A 17,589-nucleotide genomic window follows, 5' to 3' on the forward strand; every position below is an offset into this window, starting at 1 on the left:
CCGTCCGCCGGCCGTACCGGCGGCGTCCTCACCTACTTAACTAAATCTCCGGTGGCCGGATTGTCTATCAGATGTCCGTCCCCGTCAAAGCGGGAGCCGTGGCAGGGACAATCCCACGAATGTTCCGTCTTATTCCATTTAAGTGCGCATCCCATATGGGGACAGCGTGGAGTTGAGATAGTCAGAAGATTCACTGCGGCTCCCAGGGCATTGACCGCTAACTGTGGCCTGAGTATGCTTCTCGAAGGTGAATATACTGCGGCATACGGATTTTCTTCTCCCTTCACCAGGCCGGCAAGCAGCATGGCACTGACCATGGAGGAGGTTATGCCCCATTTGTTAAAGCCTGTTGCCACATAGAGATTTGGCGTGCTTTTAGAGTAATTGCCGATATAGGGAACGCTGTCCAGAGTCATGCAGTCCTGGGTGGCCCAGCGGCAGCGCTGGGCCGCTTTGGGATAGTACTGAGCCGCAAACCGGTTCAGTTCCTGCCAGTTGCCTCCCGTTTTTCCGGTGCGGTGCCCTCCGCCCCCGAGCAGCAGCAGGCCGTTATAATTGCGAAAGGACATTCCGTCCTGTGCCTGGTCGACATACATGCCGTTCAAATCCGGTGCATTTTCAAGTGCAGTCACATAGGAACGGTGCTGATACATTTTTAAGAAATAACTGCCGTGCTTATTAATAAAGGGGAAATGCGTTGCCACAATTATTTTTTCCGCCCGGATAATCCCTGTATCCGTGCGCGCCTCACATCCTGCCAGTTCCCTGACCCTGGTGTGTTCGTAAATATTCAAATCCCCGGCGATTGCGCGTACGAATTTAAGGGGATGGAACTGGGCCTGATCCGGAAATCTGACTGCTCCGGCCGTGGGGAAAGGAAGCGGGAGTTCCTCTGCCAAGTCTGCCGGAAAATTCAGTTTTTGCAGTGCATCCAGTTCGTCGAGAAGCTCCTGTTTTGAATCACGGGAATACACATAGGCGTCTTTTTTCTCAAAATCACAATCGATTCCCTCACAAAGCTGCACGTATTTTTCCAGCGCTTCCTGATTACTGTGAAGGTACAGCGCTGCTTTTTCAGTTCCGAACTGCCTGATGAGCTTATGATATATCAGCCCATGCTGGGAGGTGATTTTCGCGGTGGTATTTTTTGTAATTCCGCTGCAGACAGTATCCGCTTCGGCCAGCACATAATCAACACCGGCCTGTCCCAGCATATAGGCGCAAAGTACACCGGCCAGACCGCCGCCTATGATCAGGACTTCTGTTTTTATATCTCTTTTTAAAGTGTCAAATTTTAATGGAGTGGTGGTGTCGCTCCATACCGATATTGGTTCTTCGCAAGTATTCTTTTTCATATTGTACCGGCCTTCCTGAAAATTGATTGAAATAAAGGATTGAAATAAAGTTTATTATATCCATTTATTCCAATGCAATTCCGGAAAGGACCTTTTACCGGTTTTCTGAAGACGGAGCCGTTGTGTCAAAGGACAGTTTTACGTAATTCCAGAAGGCTTTTGCCCCGGCGGATAGGAGCCGGTTGCGCCCGCAAATCATATAGAGATGGGACGTCGGTTCAGGTTCAGTGATTTTCAGATAGGCCAGGCGCCGGTCGTCCGTATACAGCTTGACTGATTCCGGGCAGATGGCTACTCCTGTATTTTGTGCGATTAGAGGGATAATCCCGGCAAGCTGGTTGTACAGGGCGAAAATCTGATAGCTTTCGGAGGCCGAACTGAACCAGTTCAGAATCTCACTTTGGAGCGGCTGGCGGGAAGGGATGAACAGCGGTTCCCGGCTCAGCCGTTCCAGGGAGACGCCGGTCTGCCCGGCCAGAGGATGCTGTCTGCTGACGATTGCAATCCATGTTTCTGTTTTCAAAAACACGGTTTCAAAATTCTGCTCATCTAGAGGGGCCCGTATGATGCCGATATCAGTGATTCCCTCTTTAATGCGCCGGCAGACGTCATTGCTGTTGCCGCACCAGATATCATAGCTGATCTGGGGGTAGAAAGTCTTAAAATCGGGCAGAATGGCCGGAAGTACGCTGGCGCTGCATGTCTCGGTGACGCCTAGCAGCAGAGTCCCCTTTACGGTCTGCTGTTTCATTTCCTCCAATTGCTGCGCGGTGTGTTCCGCCAGATTCAGGATATGCTCCGCCTGCTGCGCCAGATATTTTCCTTCTTCGGTCAGTTGGATCCTGCGCTTCCCGCGGACGAAAAGCTGCACCCCAAGCTCTTCCTCCAGAAGGCTTAGCTGACGGCTCAGCGGCGGCTGGGAGATGTTCAGCTTGCGCGCTGCCTTTGTAATATTAAGTTCCGAAGCAACGGTAAGAAAGTATTTTAACGTTCTAAGTTCCATTTTACGATACCTTTTCTATATGATAATAGCTATATTATATGTATTTTAAATAAATTCGTCAATGTGGTATTATAATAAAAACAATAATTGTTACTGCTTATAGAACTGCGTTTTTTGGCAGGGCTGTGAACAGTAGCCATTAATTATTCTTGATAAGGAAAGGTAAAATGGAAACTGCATTACATTATATTATGTCATATATAGGAGGCTTTTTAGGCGTATATACCATTCTGCTGCGAGGCGGGAACTTTGGCTCGGCACAGACGGGTAATCTGATTTACCTGGCCACAGGATGGTTTGGCGGTAGCTGGCAGGAGATGGTCATCCGAATCATTGCGCTGATTATTTTTATTATCTCCATGATCGCGGCATACCTGCTGCCAAAATATGTAAAAGGAGATATGAGGCGAATCTGTATCTGGGTAGAAATTACAGGCATTGTTCTGGCCGGTTTTCTGCCGGAGGATATGAACAATATATTGGCGCTTTACCCTATTTTTGCAATTACGGCATTCCAGTGGGGCGTTTTTGCCGGAGCCAGGGGATACAGCAGCGCCACCACCTTTTCAACAAACAACCTGAAACAGATGGTTCTGTCCATTGCCGACTATATACAGACGAAGGATGCAAAACAGAAAGAAAAGGCCGGATTTTACGGTATTACACTTATGTCATTTCAAATCGGAGTGCTGGGAGGCTTTTTTGCGGTAAATGAGTGGCAGGTTGCCGGAATATGGTCATGCCTGATTCCGCTGGGTCTTGCTCTTACGCTGGTGGAAGTGGACGTCGCCAGGAAGACTCAGGCGAAGGTTGTCGCACACCGCACCTGCTCCGCTCCGGACAGATGAGACTGAAAATTTAAATATCACAGCAAATTGAGCGGAACTAAAACCGGTAATATTCTTCCGGCCTTAATTCCGCTCAATACATTGGACGTCCCGGCGCCGCCCTCACCTTTATAAATTCTAATGATTCAGTTCCTCAAGCTGTTCCTTCAACTCTTTAAGAGCAGCAGAGAATCTGGTGGAGACGGCTCCCGGGTTGCCTCTGAGCAGGCTCCTGCGGTAGAAATGCCGGAATTTATTTTCAGACAGCAGTTTATGGCGTTTATCCATAATTTCATCAAGCTGACCCGTGAGCATAGCCAGCTTCTCACGCGTACTTTCGCGGACGGCAGCGATCCGCTCGGAGGTTCCTTCCTTAGCGGCTGCCAGTCTCTCTGAGGTACCTTCTTTGGCGGCTGCCAGTCTTTCCGCCGTACCTTCTTTGGCGGCTGCCAGTTTTTCCGCCGTACCTTCTTTGGCAGCAGCCAGCCGTTCCGCTGTCTCCTCTTTTGCATTGGCTAACAGTTCGGCAGTTCCAAGGAGCGAGTTGACAATCCGCTCTGCCGTCCCCTCTTTGACGGCAGAGACGTGTTCCGCCGCTTCCTCCTTCAGAGCGGAAATACGGGACTGTAAATCTTCCATCTCTTCCTTTAGTTTTGTCATGGCCTCCAGGGACTTGCCGAGAGCCAGAGCCTCTTTGACGGATTCGTACGCGTCGGCCGTAAACAGGATTGATACGATAAAGACACAGAAGAGGAGTATATTCTGATTAAAGTTCAGCACAACACCTGCCACAGGTTCATGTATAATCTCCGTCATCAGGATGGTAAGAAATCCCCAGGCAATCGAGGAGGAGAGGCAGATGTATCCGTGTACCTGGAATTTCTGGCTGCTGTAATCCCAGTAACGGACTTTGAAAAGCTGCTCCATCACATAGCCTGTCACGTATTCAAGGGCAGTAGCCGCGATTACGCCCGAGATATACACAAGAAACAGATTATTTTTGACAGGCAGGGAAACCCACAGCATCATCACGGCCCCGGAGCCATAAAGCGGCAGCATGGGGAGACGCAGAAACCCCCGGTTTACAAAATGTTTTTGTTTCAATGATACATAAGTTGATTCGAAAATCCAGCCAAAAAAACAATATATATAGAAGAAGGCCAGCCATTGGTACCAGTTGTAAGTATACATAATTTCTCCCTCGGTTTCAGCCCGGTTTGGCGGGCATTTTTACTGGCGCAGATAAATTCTGCGCGTAAAAAATGAAGATTTATGTCATAAGATGACAAAGCAAAGAATTTGTTCTATCATATATAATTTCTGCCATAAATTCAAGGGGGGAACTTCTTAAAATATTCGTTACAGTTCAGCCTTCGGCTAAACCGTAACAAATGATGCACAGAAACGGCAAAAAACAGCGAAAACGCCGCTTGCGAATAAAAATTTTTTACCTGGAAAAACTGTAAGAAAAAGGAACAGGAAAGAAAGGCGGGCTATATTATGGTCAGGGAACTTGAAGAAAATGTAATGATAAATTTTATGAAACGTTTTGCAGAGCATCCGTTTCAGATAACGATGGATGGAAAGGAATTTAACATAGGGGAGGGAGCGCCGGAATTTACAGTGCGCATCAAACATCCGATTCCCCTCACAAATCTTGCATCCAGCACGTCTCTGGCTCTCGGAGAGGCGTACATGGAAGGGAAGCTCGATATCGAAGGAGATCTCTATCACGCGCTGGATCAGTTCCTGGGTCAGATGGGCAAATTTTCCACCGACAGAAAAGGATTGAAAAAATTGCTTTATCCGACGCTGTCGAAGAAAAACCAGAAGACAGAGGTGACGAGCCATTATGACATCGGCAACGATTTCTATAAATTGTGGCTGGATGAGACGATGAGTTATTCCTGCGGATATTTCAGGAATGAAAATGATTCCCTGAGACAGGCTCAGGAGAATAAAGTGGATTATATCCTGAGCAAGCTTTGCCTGAAGGAGGGCATGAGTCTTGTTGATATTGGCTGCGGGTGGGGCTACCTGCTGATCCGGGCGGCAAAGAAATACCGTGTGAAAGGAACCGGGATTACACTCAGCGAAGAGCAGTACCGGGAATTTTCCCGGAGAATCAGGGAGGAAGGCCTGGAGGATCTGCTGACCGTAAAGCTTTTAGACTACCGGGAACTGCCTGAGACCGGCCTGACCTTCGACCGGGCGGTCAGCGTGGGAATGGTGGAACATGTGGGCAGAGGCAATTACCAGCTTTTCACAGACTGCGTGAACAGCGTATTAAAGCCGGGCGGCCTGTTCCTTCTCCACTTTATCAGCGGACTGAAAGAATATCCGGGAGATCCCTGGATAAAAAAATACATTTTTCCGGGCGGTGTTGTACCAAGCCTGCGGGAAATGCTCTACTGCCTGTCTGAGGACAATTTTCACACGCTGGATGTGGAAAATCTGCGCCTTCATTATAATAAAACCCTGCGCTGCTGGGAACAGAATTACCGGGAGCATATCGATGAGGTAAAGGAGATGTTCGATGAAAAGTTTGCCAGGATGTGGGAGCTGTACCTCTGCTCCTGTGCTGCGACATTTCATAACGGGATTATTGATCTGCACCAGATTCTGGTGTCAAAAGGCGTAAATAATGAGCTGTCTATGGTGAGATGGTATTAGGATGTTGGAGATTTAACTGAGGCCCGGAGGACGCGTCCGGAACGGACCATGTCGGTTTGGTGAGGAAGCTGGCGGAGTCTTCCCCTCCGCCCCACACCGCGGCAATCTTCCCCCGGGACGAAAGACTCATAAAACCATCCCACCATCCCGTCCGCCGGCCGTCCCGGCGTCGTCCTCACCATCTTATCCCCCATTCCCCGATATAAATCTGCTTTTACTTGCCACAGTCCGATTTGTCATGTAGAATGATGTTGGAAATAATTTTAAAGATAAAACGCAGGCCGGCACTGCATTTAATGGAAAAAACGGCTGTGTATAGAAGTAATCAAGGAGATATTTTACAATGAGTATTTTAAACGTAGAAAATTTAAGCCATGGCTTTGGCGACAGGGCCATTTTTCAGAATGTGTCCTTCCGTCTGCTGAAAGGGGAGCATATCGGACTGATCGGTGCTAATGGGGAGGGAAAGTCCACATTCATGAACATTATAACCGGCAAGCTGCAGCCGGATGAGGGGAAAGTGGAGTGGGCGAAACGGGTACGCATCGGTTATCTGGATCAGCACACGGTTCTGGAAAAAGGGATGACAATCCGGGACGTATTAAAGAGTGCATTTGCATTCCTGTTTGAACTGGAGGAGCAGATGAATGCCATCTGCGATCATCTGGGGGATGCACCGGAGGATGAGATGAATGCGATGATGGAAGAACTGGGAACGATCCAGGATCTTCTGATGAACCATGATTTCTATACGATTGATGCGAAGGTGGAGGAAGTCGGGCGCGCCCTGGGCCTTGCTGACATTGGACTTGACAAGGATGTCACGGATCTGAGCGGAGGCCAGAGAACCAAGGTTCTGTTAGGAAAGCTCCTTCTTGAGAAGCCGGATATCCTGCTTTTGGATGAGCCTACCAACTATCTGGACGTGCAGCATATTGAATGGCTGAAACGCTACCTCCAGGAGTATGAGAACGCGTTTATTCTGATTTCCCATGACATTCCGTTCTTAAACAGTGTAATCAATATTATTTACCATATGGAGAATCAGCGCCTCGACCGGTATGTCGGGGATTATGACAAATTCCAGGAAGTATATGAGGTGAAAAAATCCCAGCTGGAGGCTGCCTACAAGAAACAGCAGCAGGAGATTTCCCAGCTTCAGGATTTCGTTGCCAGAAACAAGGCCAGGGTGGCGACCAGAAATATGGCGATGTCGCGCCAGAAAAAGCTGGACAAGATGGACGTGATTGAGCTGGCCAGGGAAAAGCCGAAGCCGGAGTTCCATTTCCAGGAGGCCAGGACAGCCGGAAAGTGTATCTTTGAGACGGAGGGCCTGGTGATTGGATATGATGAACCGCTTTCAAAACCTCTTGATTTATATATGGAGCGGGGGGAGAAGATTGTTCTGACAGGCGCCAACGGAATCGGCAAGACGACACTGTTAAAGAGCATACTCGGCCTGATACCGTCCTTAGAGGGCAAGGTCACATTGGGGGATTATCTCTGTATCGGATATTTTGAGCAGGAGATGGCCCCGGGAAATACCACGACCTGTATTGAGGAGATTTGGAAGGAGTTTCCCGGATATACCCAGTACCAGGTCCGTTCCGCCCTGGCGAAATGCGGCCTGACTACGAAACATATCGAAAGCCAGGTGAGGGTGCTGAGCGGAGGGGAGCAGGCGAAGGTAAGGTTATGTAAACTGATTAACAGGGAGACAAACCTTCTGCTTCTTGACGAGCCGACGAACCATCTGGATGTGGAGGCTAAAGAAGAGCTGAAACGCGCCCTGACGGAATACAAGGGTAATATTGTTCTGATCTGCCACGAACCGGATTTCTACGAGAATTTTGCGACCAGGGTATGGGACTGCAGTGAGTGGAGCCTGAAAATACAGTAAAAGGATGCAGGAGCTTTCCTGTGCTTTGCTGCAAAGGAGAGGAAGGATGAAAAAGAAAATTTGTCCCGTCTGCGACTCGGAGCTTCTGTCCGGTAACTACTGCCGGATTTGTAAGAAAATCGTGTGGGAGCCCAGATATGAGAACCGAAATTTCAACCTGAATGAAAGCAGGCGCAGCAAACCCGCTTTTTATGACGCAGATGAGGCCAGGACACCGAAGGAACCGCCGCCGGTCGTCAAAAAATCACGGCCCGGTCCTCTTTACCAGCCCTCTTCCAAAAAGAATCCCCTCCCCGTGTCGGTAGTCATGACAACCATAGCCGCCGCCTTCTGTCTGTTTGTATGGATATCCGTAAAAATAAACATGACGGGTCAGGGGATTTCAGGGGACATATTTTTCCGGGAGGAGTGGCTTACGCAGGAAGAACTGTGGGAGGACGGGGATATCGGGCAGTATCAGGAGATCGAAATCAGCGAAGAGGAGGCAAAATCAGCCGGGACAGCCTGCGGCTGGTATCTGCATTCCGGCCTTACGGCCGAAACTGCCAAAAAAGCAATGGAAGAGTTTCTGGCCGGCTATGAAACACCGGTGGTATCGGAGAATTTTACCGATAACTGGAAATATATATACGGCGACGGCAGGGAAGAAACCTGCTATGCTTCCGGGACCAGCTACTTTATCGGCAGCGCCGGTACGGACAGCGCCTGTATAACGGAAGTCAATTATGATACGGCTACGGGGCAGGTGCATTATTTTTACGTGACCGACAGTGACATTGAATTTGTCTGTGATGCTGTTTTAAAGATGGCGGAGGTGATGGATGATTCAGATTCCGTAAAAAGTGTGATTTTGGAGGAACTGGAGGCGCAGGTACGCCTTCTCCCTTATTCAGATCCGGAAGATTATAATGACGAGCTTTGGGTGTGGGGAGATGACTGGAATGTATACGGCTACCTCTATGATGATAATTACTTCGTCTGGGTAGAGGCCAATTTAAGAGATGAAAATTATGCAAAGTCCGAATGCGCACCGGAATAAGCCAAAAAGCAGAACCTCCATCGGTGTTACCCGATGGAGGTCTGCTTTTCTTAATTGGGAATGGTAGGTATATATAAAAAAGAAATTGGCTTAAGGGGGGCCGAACGGTGTTGCCCGTTCGGTTGAGTATGAAAAAGTTTAATAACTTTCATATATTTATTATGCCAGTAAATTATGTTGAAAGTATGGACATTCCATAAAAAAAACCTAAAAATTATTGAAAAAGAATAAACTATTCGGCAATGTTTTGAAATGCGCTGTATCACAGGGATGATTGACCGGCAGCAGTAACCTGTGCTATGACCCGGAAAATGGGAAATTACAGTTGTGAGGGGAAGAAAGGAGAAGAAAAAAGTGGAGGAGAACAGGGAGAAGGAGGTTATGGAAGCGGCAATCCAGGCCGGACATCTGCTTTTGGAAAACGGAGCTGAGATTTCCAGGGTGGAAGAAACGATGGAGCGGATTTTCCGATATTACGGGGTGGAGTCAGGCAGTACCTTTGTGCTGTCAAATGGAATTTTTGCAACAGCAGGGAGCAGTAAGGAATCCTTTTTTGCAAAAGTGGAACATATCCCGGTGAGCGGCACCCACCTGAACCGGGTGGCCGCTGTAAATCAGCTTTCCAGAGAAATTGAGGAGGGACGGTATTCGCCTGCGGAGGCGGCAGAACGCTTAAACGCAATCAGACAGATGCCCGGAAAGACAAAAACGATGCAGATTTTGGCGTCGGGCTGCGGCAGCGCTGCCTTTTGCTATCTGTTTGGCGGAAGCGCGGGAGACAGTGCGGCGGCATTTGCAGCAGGGGTTGCGCTGTATGCCTACATCCTGTATGTGAGCGGCCCTCATTTTTCAAAAATTATCGGAAATATATCAGGAGGCTCCCTGGTTACCATTATTTGCAGCCTGATGTATCTTTCGGGGGCGGGAGAGCATTTGAATTACATGGTAATAGGCTCCATTATGCCATTGGTACCCGGAGTGCCGTTTACAAATGCCATAAGAGATATTGCGGACGGTGACTACATTTCCGGTTCGGTACGGATGCTGGATGCCCTGCTGATTTTCTTTTGTATTGCCATCGGTGTAGGAGTGGGATTCTCCGTCATCCGGTGGGGAACGGGAGGTCTGGTGGGATGGATGGAATAATTCTGGAACTGGTTTTACAAATCTGTGCCGCAATGGTGGGAACCGTCGCCTTTTCCCTGCTCTTTGGAGTGCCGCGTACCTATTATCCGTGGTGCGGTATCATCGGAGGGGCAGGCTGGGCTGTCTATTCACAGATGTCGCCCATGTGGAGTCCCGCATCGGCCGCTTTTACAGCTACAATGGTTGTAATTTTCCTTTCCAGGGCTGCGGCAGTGAGACAGAAGTGTCCGGCCACTATTTTTCTTATATCGGGCATCTTTCCCCTTGTTCCGGGCGCCGGAATCTATTGGACCGTGTATTATCTGATTACGGAGCAGCTCAGACTGGCCGTCTATACCGGATATGAGGCGGTGAAGGTTGCGATTGCAATCGTTTTGGGAATTGTCGTTATATTTGAACTGCCGCAGGGATGGTTCTGGTGGGCGGTGAAGAAATGAATGATAAGTAAAAGATCGGCTATGACGTGAAATGTGAGGGTTATCGCAAAAAAAACGCTCCGACGGACTCGAAGCGGATAATTGCTTAGGGGGGCCGGACGACTTTCGCCGTCCGGTATGAGTATGAAAAAGCTTTATTATTTCAAGCAATACTTGAAACAAAGGCCTGTCATCCTTTCGGATAACATACTTGTATTATAGGGGGTATTTGTGACAGAAGTATGTACCGTACATAAAAAAAGCATAAACATAATAAAAAAATAAAAAACCCTTTGAAAACAGAACGAAATTGTATATAATAGTAATCGGTATAGTCTGCCTGAATGATATGGGGCGCTATTTTTGTTTTTGATGCACGAAATTAAGAATGATAAAAGGATAGAATACAGATCAGGAGGAAAAACAAGTATGATGATGTCCAACGACATTGGTATCGATCTTGGCACAGCCAGTATCCTTGTATATATTAAGGGTAAAGGCGTAGTCTTAAAAGAACCGTCGGTCGTAGCCATTGACCGTGATACAAACAAGATTATGGCCATTGGCGAAGAAGCGCGTCTTATGATCGGAAGAACTCCGGGCAACATTGTGGCGGTACGTCCGCTGCGCCAGGGTGTTATCTCCGATTATACAGTGACAGAGAAGATGCTGAAGTATTTTATTAATAAAGCAGTTGGCAAGAAGACGCTCAGGAAACCGAGAATCAGCGTCTGCATCCCAAGCGGTGCCACCGAGGTGGAGAGAAAGGCCGTTGAAGATGCGACTCTGCAGGCGGGAGCCAGAGAGGTTTCCATTATTGAAGAGCCTGTAGCGGCTGCCATTGGAGCCGGGATTGATATTGCCAAGGCATGCGGTAACATGATTGTAGATATCGGAGGAGGTACGGCCGATATTGCGGTTATCTCCCTGGGAGGCACGGTAGTAAGTACATCGATTAAAGTGGCCGGCGATGATTTTGATGAAGCGCTGGTACGTTATATGCGTAAAAAACATAATCTGCTGATTGGTGAGAGAACGGCGGAGGAGATTAAGATTAATATCGGCGCTGCATACAGAAGGCCGGAGGTAATCACGATGGAAGTGCGCGGACGTAACCTGGTGACGGGTCTTCCAAAGACGATTGTGGTTACTTCCGATGAGACGCTGGAAGCGCTGAGAGAGCCTGCGATGCAGATTGTTGATGCCGTCCACAATGTACTTGAAAGAACGCCTCCGGAGCTTGCCGCCGATATCTTCGACCGCGGTATCGTCCTGACGGGGGGAGGTTCCCTCTTAAGCGGACTGGACGCGCTGATTGAAGAGAAGACCGGCATTACCACAATGATTGCAGAAGACCCGCTGACGGCAGTGGCAATCGGCACCGGCAAGTTTATCGAATTTGCCCACGGGGAACTGTCACCAAAGAATTACGACTAATATTTGGGATGAATCTATGGCAGCAGTAAAAGGCTATGTTGAGAAAATTAAATACCGTAATGAAGACAACGGTTATTCGGTTTTAAGCGTTACCGGCGCCGACGACGGGGAAGAATATATTCTGGTCGGCAATTTCTCTTATATTTCGGAAGGGGAACTGGTGGAAGCGGCAGGCCGCATGACCGAACATCCGATTTACGGGGAGCAGCTTGCGGTGGAGAGCTATGAGCTTAAAGAGCCGGAAGACACTGTCTCCATGGAACGATATTTAGGCTCCGGTGCCATCAAAGGCATCGGGGCTGCTTTGGCTACAAGGATAGTGAAAAAATTCAAGACGGATACATTCAGGATTATGGAGGAAGAGCCGGAACGGCTGGCCGAGATTAAAGGAATCAGCGAGAAGATGGCGATGGCAATCGGGGAGCAGGTCGGGGAGAAAAAGGACATGCGCCAGGCGATGATGTTCCTGCAAAATTACGGCATTTCCATGAATCTCTCCGTGAAAATCTACCAGGAATACGGACCGGCCATGTACAATGTGATTAAAACGAATCCGTATAAGCTGGCGGACGATATACCGGGTGTCGGTTTTAAGATGGCCGATGAAATTGCATCAAAAGTCGGAATCTTTACGGATTCTGACTTTCGTATTAAAAGCGGTATTTTGTATACACTTCTACAGGCCTCGGCAAACGGCCATACATATCTGCCGGAGGAAGAACTGGAGGCGCAGGCCTCGGAGCTTCTGAAGGTGGAGCCTGAGGCGATTGAAAAGCACCTGATGGACATGCAGATGGACAAACGTCTTGTCGTCAAGAATCTGGATGCTGCCGGACAGGGAGTAAATGGCGGCGGACTGCCGGTTCCGGATGCTGCCGGAGGGGATGAACCGCTTATCCGGCGGGGCGTCTATGCGGCCCAATACTACTATACGGAACTGAATGCGGCAAAGATGCTCCATGATTTAAATATCACCGGCTCAGAGCCGGAGGAACAGATCCGGAAAAGCCTGGCGCAGATTCAGGAGCAGGAGAAGATAGAGCTGGATGAACTGCAGATACAGGCTGTAATTGAAGCGGTCAACTGCGGGCTTCTTATCATCACGGGAGGGCCCGGTACCGGAAAGACGACGACCATTAACACAATTATCCGGTACTTTGAGATGGGAGATATGGAGATTCTTCTGGCTGCGCCGACGGGCAGGGCGGCTAAGCGTATGACGGAGGCCACCGGATACGAGGCCAGGACAATCCACCGCCTTCTGGAGCTGAGCGGAATGCCGGAACCGAATGAAAAGAACCAGAACTCAGGAATGCATTTTGAGCGTAACGAGGAAAATCCGCTGGATGCCGATGTGATTATTATTGATGAGATGTCCATGGTTGATATCCATCTGTTACATGCTCTCTTAAAAGCGGTGAATGTAGGGACGAGGCTGATTCTGGTGGGCGATGTGGATCAGCTTCCGAGCGTAGGCCCGGGCAATGTGCTGAGGGATATGATTGACTCAGAGTGTTTTCATGTGGTAAAGCTGACAAGGATATTCCGGCAGGCAGCGCAGAGCGATATTATAGTCAACGCCCATAAAATCAATGCCGGAGAAAAAGTGGATCTCGCAAAGAGGAGCAGGGATTTTTTGTTTATCCGGCGCGAAGAGCCGAATTCCATCATCAATGCAATGATTACGCTGGTGAAAGAAAAACTGCCGGCCTATGTCAATGCGGATGTGTTTGATATCCAGATTATGACACCTATGCGGAAGGGAGCTTTGGGAGTCGATCGGCTGAATACGATTCTTCAGGACTTTTTAAATCCTCCGTCCCCGGATAAGCCGGAGAAAGAGGCGGCAGGAACGCTTTTCCGTCTGGGTGACAAGGTTATGCAGATAAAGAATAACTATCAGATCGAATGGAGGCTCTGTAACCGGTACGGAATTCCGATTGACAAGGGAACGGGAGTGTTTAACGGCGATACGGGAGTTATACGCGAGATTAATCTGTTCGCCGAACTCCTTACCGTGGAATTTGATGAGGGGAAGCTTGTGGATTACAGCTTCCGGCAGCTGGAAGAGCTGGAACTGGCCTATGCCATCACAATCCACAAATCCCAGGGAAGTGAGTATCCGGCCGTCGTGATTCCGGTATACAGCGGACCCAGAATGCTGATGACAAGGAACCTGATTTATACGGCTGTGACGAGAGCGCGCTCCTGTGTCTGCCTGGTAGGAATACCGCAGGTTTTCCAGCAGATGGTGGATAATGCAATGGAACAGAAGCGCTATTCGGGCTTAAAGGCCCGTATTGAGGAGCTGATAATTTGAAAATGGAATATAAACGAGCGGCGTCCCTGTTCTTAGACGCCCTCTTTCCAAGACGATGCCCTGTCTGCGGAGACATCGTAATGCCCCCGGGGAAGCTTATCTGCCCCGGCTGTCAGGGCAGGCTTTCTTTTGTAAAATCCCCTGTATGTAAAAAGTGCGGTAAAGAAATATTGAGTGAATATCAAGAGTATTGTTTTGACTGCACCCGCCACCGGCGCAGCTTTGAATACGGCATTGCACTGCTCAATTATAATGAAGCGGCAGGAGCCTCCATGGCGGCTGTTAAATACAAGAACAGACGGGAATATCTCGATTTCTACGCCGACGAAGCGGTTAGACGGCTGGGCAGTGAATTTGAGGCGATGAGGGCAGACTGTCTGATACCGGTCCCGGTTCATCCTAAAAGATACAGGAGCAGAGGATTTAACCAGGCCCTGGTTCTGGCGCAGAAGCTGGGGGAAAAGACGGGAATTCCGGTCTGCTCTGATATTCTGAAGCGGAGCAGGAATACGGAACCGCAGAAGGAGCTGGGCCCCTCTGCCCGCCTGAAGAATCTGGAGAAGGCGTTTACAGCGGAGAAAATCCCGCCCGGTCTTGAACGAGTCATTTTAGTCGATGATATCTATACAACAGGCAGTACGGCGGAGGCATGCACCAGGGCGCTCAAAGCAGCCGGAGTAAAAAACGTCTATTTTTTTGCCGTTTGTATTGGACAGGGACAATAAAGTAGGATATTATATTAAAATAGGGGAACAGAGGAGTTTCCGTAACAGTTTATGCTGTCTGAACTGTTACGAGTTTCCCGGATATGCATTCAGCTATGCGAATATTAAAGGGACGAAAAGGAGTTTATAAAGATGCGTGAATTAGAGTATCAACTGGTAAAGGACGATTACAAAAACTGGATACACTGGAACGTGCTGCGCAATGAATCGAAAAAAATGAAGCTGTTCACTCTGGTTATCTATGTCGCATTTGTTGTTATTTATGTCGGCGGTAGCATCAGTTCGGCCAAAGGCAATCCGGCGGCGGTGATACCGTCTTTGGGAATGGCGCTTATCGTGGGAGCGGCGATGTTTTATACGACCTCTCATCACAATCAGGAACGCCTGATTTGGAAGAAGAGCGGGCTTAAGAGGCTTGAGAAAGCCAACAACTTTCCGGTTGTGCATTTATCCCTCGGAGAGTTTGGCATTGTTATGAACGTACCGTCTGAGAATGTGACGAAGGAATACCGTTATAATGAGCTTTCCGGTATCCTGGAGATTGAGAGGCTGTTTCTTCTGGAGGCCAATGACAAGACATGGCAGTTTGTTGCAAAATCTGCTTTCGGCAGCCGGGAAGAGATGGATGAATTCATGGCGTTTATGGAAGAGAAGATAGCGGATGCCAAAGAAAATCCGGAGAAGTACGAGAAAATAGAGGAAACACCGGAGCAGCCGGAAGAAGATTCAGCGGAGTACAGCGGGAATACGCCACAGGCAGGCGGGGACGGTTATGCTTCTGATTCGGAAGAGGATGCGGAGGAAATCGAGCCGGTAGATACCAGCAATATGGGCAAGATTGGTAAGATGGCCCACATTATGGCAGCGATGGCCGCAAATGCAGAAGATGAGGAAGAGGAAGAGGAAGAAGATGCGCAGGCGGCAGGGACAAAAGATGCAGGAACCGGGCCGGAGGCAGCTTCGGATTCAGCGGCGGTAAGCGGCCCTGAGGCGGAAGCTGTACCGGAACCGGAGATTGTAACGGCGGCTGAGGCAGATCATACGGATTTATAAAAAGGAATGAGCAGAATGATAATACGGTGGGCAGAAAAGAGCGATTTACAGAGCCTCGTTGATATTTTCAATTATGAAGTCTTAAATGGCACCGCGTCATTTTCAATCAGGCCAAGGTCACTGGAGGAGAGAACCGTCTGGTTTGAGCAGCACGACCGCGGCCGCTTCCCGCTTATCGTGGCGGAGGAGGACAAAAGGGCCGTTGGATATGCCAGCCTCTCTGTTTACCGCGATAATGATGCCTATGCGGCCACTGTGGAGCTCTCAGTGTATGTGGATCATGAATACAGGGGCAGGAAGATTGGCGATGCTCTGATGGAGGAGCTGCTTCGCATTGCGAAGGAGAATGGAGAGGTGCATGCCATTATCTCTGTAATCACAGCCGATAATGCGGCCAGTATCCGCCTGCATGAGAAGTTCGGCTTCCAATTCTGCGGCATTACGAGAGAAGTCGGCCGCAAGTTCGGCCGCTGGCTCGATGCGGCATTTTATCAGCTTAACATTTAATGGTATTTAGGTTCCGGACAGAATTCAGGAGGTGAAGGCCAATTATGAAGGGAAGAGCGGTGAGAAAGTTATTACTTTCTGTTCTGACTGCTGTTATGATTGTCCTGATTCGCCCTGTTCCTGTACAGGCTGATTGGATACAGGATAAATTTGGCTGGTGGTTTCAGGAGGATGACGGGAGTTTCCCGGCCTCGGCCTGGAAAGAGATAAACGGGGTATGGTACTATTTCAAGGATACCGGCTATATGGCCGTCGGGCCTATGGTTATCGACGATGTTCAGTATTATTTCCACAGCTCGGGAGCAATGGCGTCGGATGAATGGATTGAATTCCGGGAAGACTGGTATTATTTCAACAAAGACGGTTCCCTCGCAAGAAACAGCTGGATTGGCGACCTTTATTATGTGGATAAACTGGGAGCCATGGTGCGGGACAAGCGGGTGAATGGGATTTATATTGATGAAGACGGTGTTGCAGAACATCCGGGGGACGGTTTTTTTGACTAGGGCGTGCAGATGGCGTGGACGAATTATCAAACATGCTCTGGTGATTACGGATTCATATTACAGACAATGGAGGACAGAAGGAATTGAACAGCCGAACAATATTAAAGTTTTCGTCGATCGTAATTCTGGCGCAGGCGGTACTCACGATTATATCGGGGGTCATCCTGGCGGCGGGAAGCAGTTCCCTGAATGGGACGGAGTATGAATCAATGATTGGAGCGACTATTGCACTCGCTGCGGTTGCGATTGCAGAGTCGGTTTTCCGCGGCATCGCCGCTTTCGTGGGGCTTAAATGCTGTAAGCCGGGCGCCGGGACAAAGGCGGCGTTCGTTTTCGGAATTCTCATGATAGCGCTGGATGCGACAGGTGTTATCAATACGCTTATCTCGAATGCGCAGAGTGCGCCGGCTTCGATGATTGCATTGGCCATGTCCGGATTATATTTATTTTCGGTAATGAAAATCAGAAAAGAGAACAGCAGTGAAAATTGAAGCACAGAGCGCCGGCAAAGTCGCCGATCCGTGAAATTCATGGCTTTGCACTTGAACTCCCGATGTGAAAAATATAGTTTGTCAGCAAAAGAGAATCCTGCTCGCGGGATTCTTTTTTGCTGAATGTAAAGTGTGTGGAGGACGCGTCCGGAACGGTCAGCGGACGGGGTGGTGGGGGGGGTATATGAGTC

At 49.0% G+C, this 17,589-nt stretch carries 16 protein-coding genes; 13 read left to right on the forward strand and 3 right to left on the reverse strand.

The window, feature by feature from the left end; all coding sequences use genetic code 11:
* Window positions 1-32 precede the first annotated feature (32 nt).
* The gene (locus CLOSYM_RS09470; protein WP_021641959.1) at window positions 33-1,355 is read right to left on the reverse strand and encodes an FAD-dependent oxidoreductase; all 1,323 of its coding nucleotides are present in this window, start codon (window positions 1,353-1,355) and stop codon (window positions 33-35) included.
* Between the two features lie 94 nt (window positions 1,356-1,449).
* A complete protein-coding gene (locus CLOSYM_RS09475) occupies window positions 1,450-2,358 on the reverse strand; it encodes a LysR family transcriptional regulator (protein WP_009297141.1) in 909 nt (302 codons plus the stop codon).
* 167 nt (window positions 2,359-2,525) lie between these two features.
* Between CLOSYM_RS09475 and CLOSYM_RS09480 the strand changes: the two genes are divergently transcribed.
* The gene (locus CLOSYM_RS09480) at window positions 2,526-3,206 is read left to right on the forward strand and encodes a YoaK family protein (protein ID WP_003502645.1); all 681 of its coding nucleotides are present in this window, start codon (window positions 2,526-2,528) and stop codon (window positions 3,204-3,206) included.
* Window positions 3,207-3,323: 117 nt separating this feature from the next.
* Here the strand turns inward: CLOSYM_RS09480 and CLOSYM_RS09485 are convergent, their stop codons facing one another.
* On the reverse strand, window positions 3,324-4,376 hold the full coding sequence (locus CLOSYM_RS09485) for a putative ABC transporter permease (RefSeq protein WP_009297138.1): 1,053 nt from the start codon (window positions 4,374-4,376) through the stop codon (window positions 3,324-3,326).
* A 309-nt stretch (window positions 4,377-4,685) separates the two neighbouring features.
* On the opposite strand from CLOSYM_RS09485, the gene CLOSYM_RS09490 reads away from it, so the two are divergent.
* From CLOSYM_RS09490 to CLOSYM_RS09550, 12 genes are all read left to right on the forward strand, one after another.
* Entirely contained in the window at window positions 4,686-5,858 is a 1,173-nt protein-coding gene (locus tag CLOSYM_RS09490; RefSeq protein WP_021641960.1) for an SAM-dependent methyltransferase, read from the forward strand.
* A 343-nt stretch (window positions 5,859-6,201) separates the two neighbouring features.
* A complete protein-coding gene (locus CLOSYM_RS09500) occupies window positions 6,202-7,758 on the forward strand; it encodes an ABC-F family ATP-binding cassette domain-containing protein (RefSeq protein WP_003502648.1) in 1,557 nt (518 codons plus the stop codon).
* Between the two features lie 46 nt (window positions 7,759-7,804).
* Window positions 7,805-8,797 (forward strand): hypothetical protein, encoded by a 993-nt coding sequence (locus CLOSYM_RS23200; protein ID WP_173870385.1) that lies wholly within the window; start codon window positions 7,805-7,807, stop codon window positions 8,795-8,797.
* 381 nt (window positions 8,798-9,178) lie between these two features.
* The gene (locus CLOSYM_RS09510) at window positions 9,179-9,943 is read left to right on the forward strand and encodes a threonine/serine exporter family protein (RefSeq protein ID WP_202020789.1); all 765 of its coding nucleotides are present in this window, start codon (window positions 9,179-9,181) and stop codon (window positions 9,941-9,943) included.
* Window positions 9,931-10,380, forward strand: coding sequence for a threonine/serine exporter family protein (locus CLOSYM_RS09515; protein WP_003509666.1), 450 nt, complete (start codon window positions 9,931-9,933; stop codon window positions 10,378-10,380). Before CLOSYM_RS09510 ends, CLOSYM_RS09515 begins: the two co-directional genes overlap by 13 nt.
* A 408-nt stretch (window positions 10,381-10,788) precedes the next feature.
* The gene (gene mreB, locus CLOSYM_RS09520) at window positions 10,789-11,796 is read left to right on the forward strand and encodes a rod shape-determining protein (protein WP_003502652.1); all 1,008 of its coding nucleotides are present in this window, start codon (window positions 10,789-10,791) and stop codon (window positions 11,794-11,796) included.
* 16 nt (window positions 11,797-11,812) lie between these two features.
* Window positions 11,813-14,116 (forward strand): SF1B family DNA helicase RecD2, encoded by a 2,304-nt coding sequence (gene recD2, locus CLOSYM_RS09525; RefSeq protein WP_003502653.1) that lies wholly within the window; start codon window positions 11,813-11,815, stop codon window positions 14,114-14,116.
* Entirely contained in the window at window positions 14,113-14,841 is a 729-nt protein-coding gene (locus tag CLOSYM_RS09530; protein WP_003502655.1) for a ComF family protein, read from the forward strand. Before recD2 ends, CLOSYM_RS09530 begins: the two co-directional genes overlap by 4 nt.
* Before the next feature lie 132 nt (window positions 14,842-14,973).
* Complete coding sequence (locus CLOSYM_RS09535; protein ID WP_021641967.1) at window positions 14,974-15,894, forward strand: YcxB family protein; 921 nt, start codon at window positions 14,974-14,976, stop codon at window positions 15,892-15,894.
* Between the two features lie 15 nt (window positions 15,895-15,909).
* Window positions 15,910-16,401 (forward strand): GNAT family N-acetyltransferase, encoded by a 492-nt coding sequence (locus CLOSYM_RS09540; protein ID WP_003502662.1) that lies wholly within the window; start codon window positions 15,910-15,912, stop codon window positions 16,399-16,401.
* A gap of 44 nt (window positions 16,402-16,445) precedes the next feature.
* A complete protein-coding gene (locus tag CLOSYM_RS09545; protein WP_009297129.1) occupies window positions 16,446-16,907 on the forward strand; it encodes a hypothetical protein in 462 nt (153 codons plus the stop codon).
* A gap of 83 nt (window positions 16,908-16,990) precedes the next feature.
* A complete protein-coding gene (locus tag CLOSYM_RS09550) occupies window positions 16,991-17,398 on the forward strand; it encodes a hypothetical protein (RefSeq protein ID WP_003502666.1) in 408 nt (135 codons plus the stop codon).
* Window positions 17,399-17,589: the final 191 nt, after the last annotated feature.

This window comes from [Clostridium] symbiosum ATCC 14940 (assembly GCF_000466485.1).
Classification (GTDB): domain Bacteria; phylum Bacillota; class Clostridia; order Lachnospirales; family Lachnospiraceae; genus Otoolea; species Otoolea symbiosa.

Excerpts from the sequence above, each read along its gene's own strand:
- CLOSYM_RS09515 (WP_003509666.1), top strand. The coding sequence starts at position 9,931 with ATGGATGGAATAATTCTGGAACTGGTTTTACAAATCTGTGCCGCAATG.
- CLOSYM_RS09480 (WP_003502645.1), top strand. The coding sequence starts at position 2,526 with ATGGAAACTGCATTACATTATATTATGTCATATATAGGAGGCTTTTTA.
- CLOSYM_RS09475 (WP_009297141.1), bottom strand. The coding sequence starts at position 2,358 with ATGGAACTTAGAACGTTAAAATACTTTCTTACCGTTGCTTCGGAACTT.
- CLOSYM_RS09470 (WP_021641959.1), bottom strand. The coding sequence starts at position 1,355 with ATGAAAAAGAATACTTGCGAAGAACCAATATCGGTATGGAGCGACACC.
- mreB (WP_003502652.1), top strand. The coding sequence starts at position 10,789 with ATGATGATGTCCAACGACATTGGTATCGATCTTGGCACAGCCAGTATC.
- CLOSYM_RS09510 (WP_202020789.1), top strand. The coding sequence starts at position 9,179 with ATGGAAGCGGCAATCCAGGCCGGACATCTGCTTTTGGAAAACGGAGCT.
- CLOSYM_RS09535 (WP_021641967.1), top strand. The coding sequence starts at position 14,974 with ATGCGTGAATTAGAGTATCAACTGGTAAAGGACGATTACAAAAACTGG.
- CLOSYM_RS09540 (WP_003502662.1), top strand. The coding sequence starts at position 15,910 with ATGATAATACGGTGGGCAGAAAAGAGCGATTTACAGAGCCTCGTTGAT.
- CLOSYM_RS09545 (WP_009297129.1), top strand. The coding sequence starts at position 16,446 with ATGAAGGGAAGAGCGGTGAGAAAGTTATTACTTTCTGTTCTGACTGCT.
- CLOSYM_RS09500 (WP_003502648.1), top strand. The coding sequence starts at position 6,202 with ATGAGTATTTTAAACGTAGAAAATTTAAGCCATGGCTTTGGCGACAGG.
- CLOSYM_RS09490 (WP_021641960.1), top strand. The coding sequence starts at position 4,686 with ATGGTCAGGGAACTTGAAGAAAATGTAATGATAAATTTTATGAAACGT.
- recD2 (WP_003502653.1), top strand. The coding sequence starts at position 11,813 with ATGGCAGCAGTAAAAGGCTATGTTGAGAAAATTAAATACCGTAATGAA.
- CLOSYM_RS23200 (WP_173870385.1), top strand. The coding sequence starts at position 7,805 with ATGAAAAAGAAAATTTGTCCCGTCTGCGACTCGGAGCTTCTGTCCGGT.
- CLOSYM_RS09485 (WP_009297138.1), bottom strand. The coding sequence starts at position 4,376 with ATGTATACTTACAACTGGTACCAATGGCTGGCCTTCTTCTATATATAT.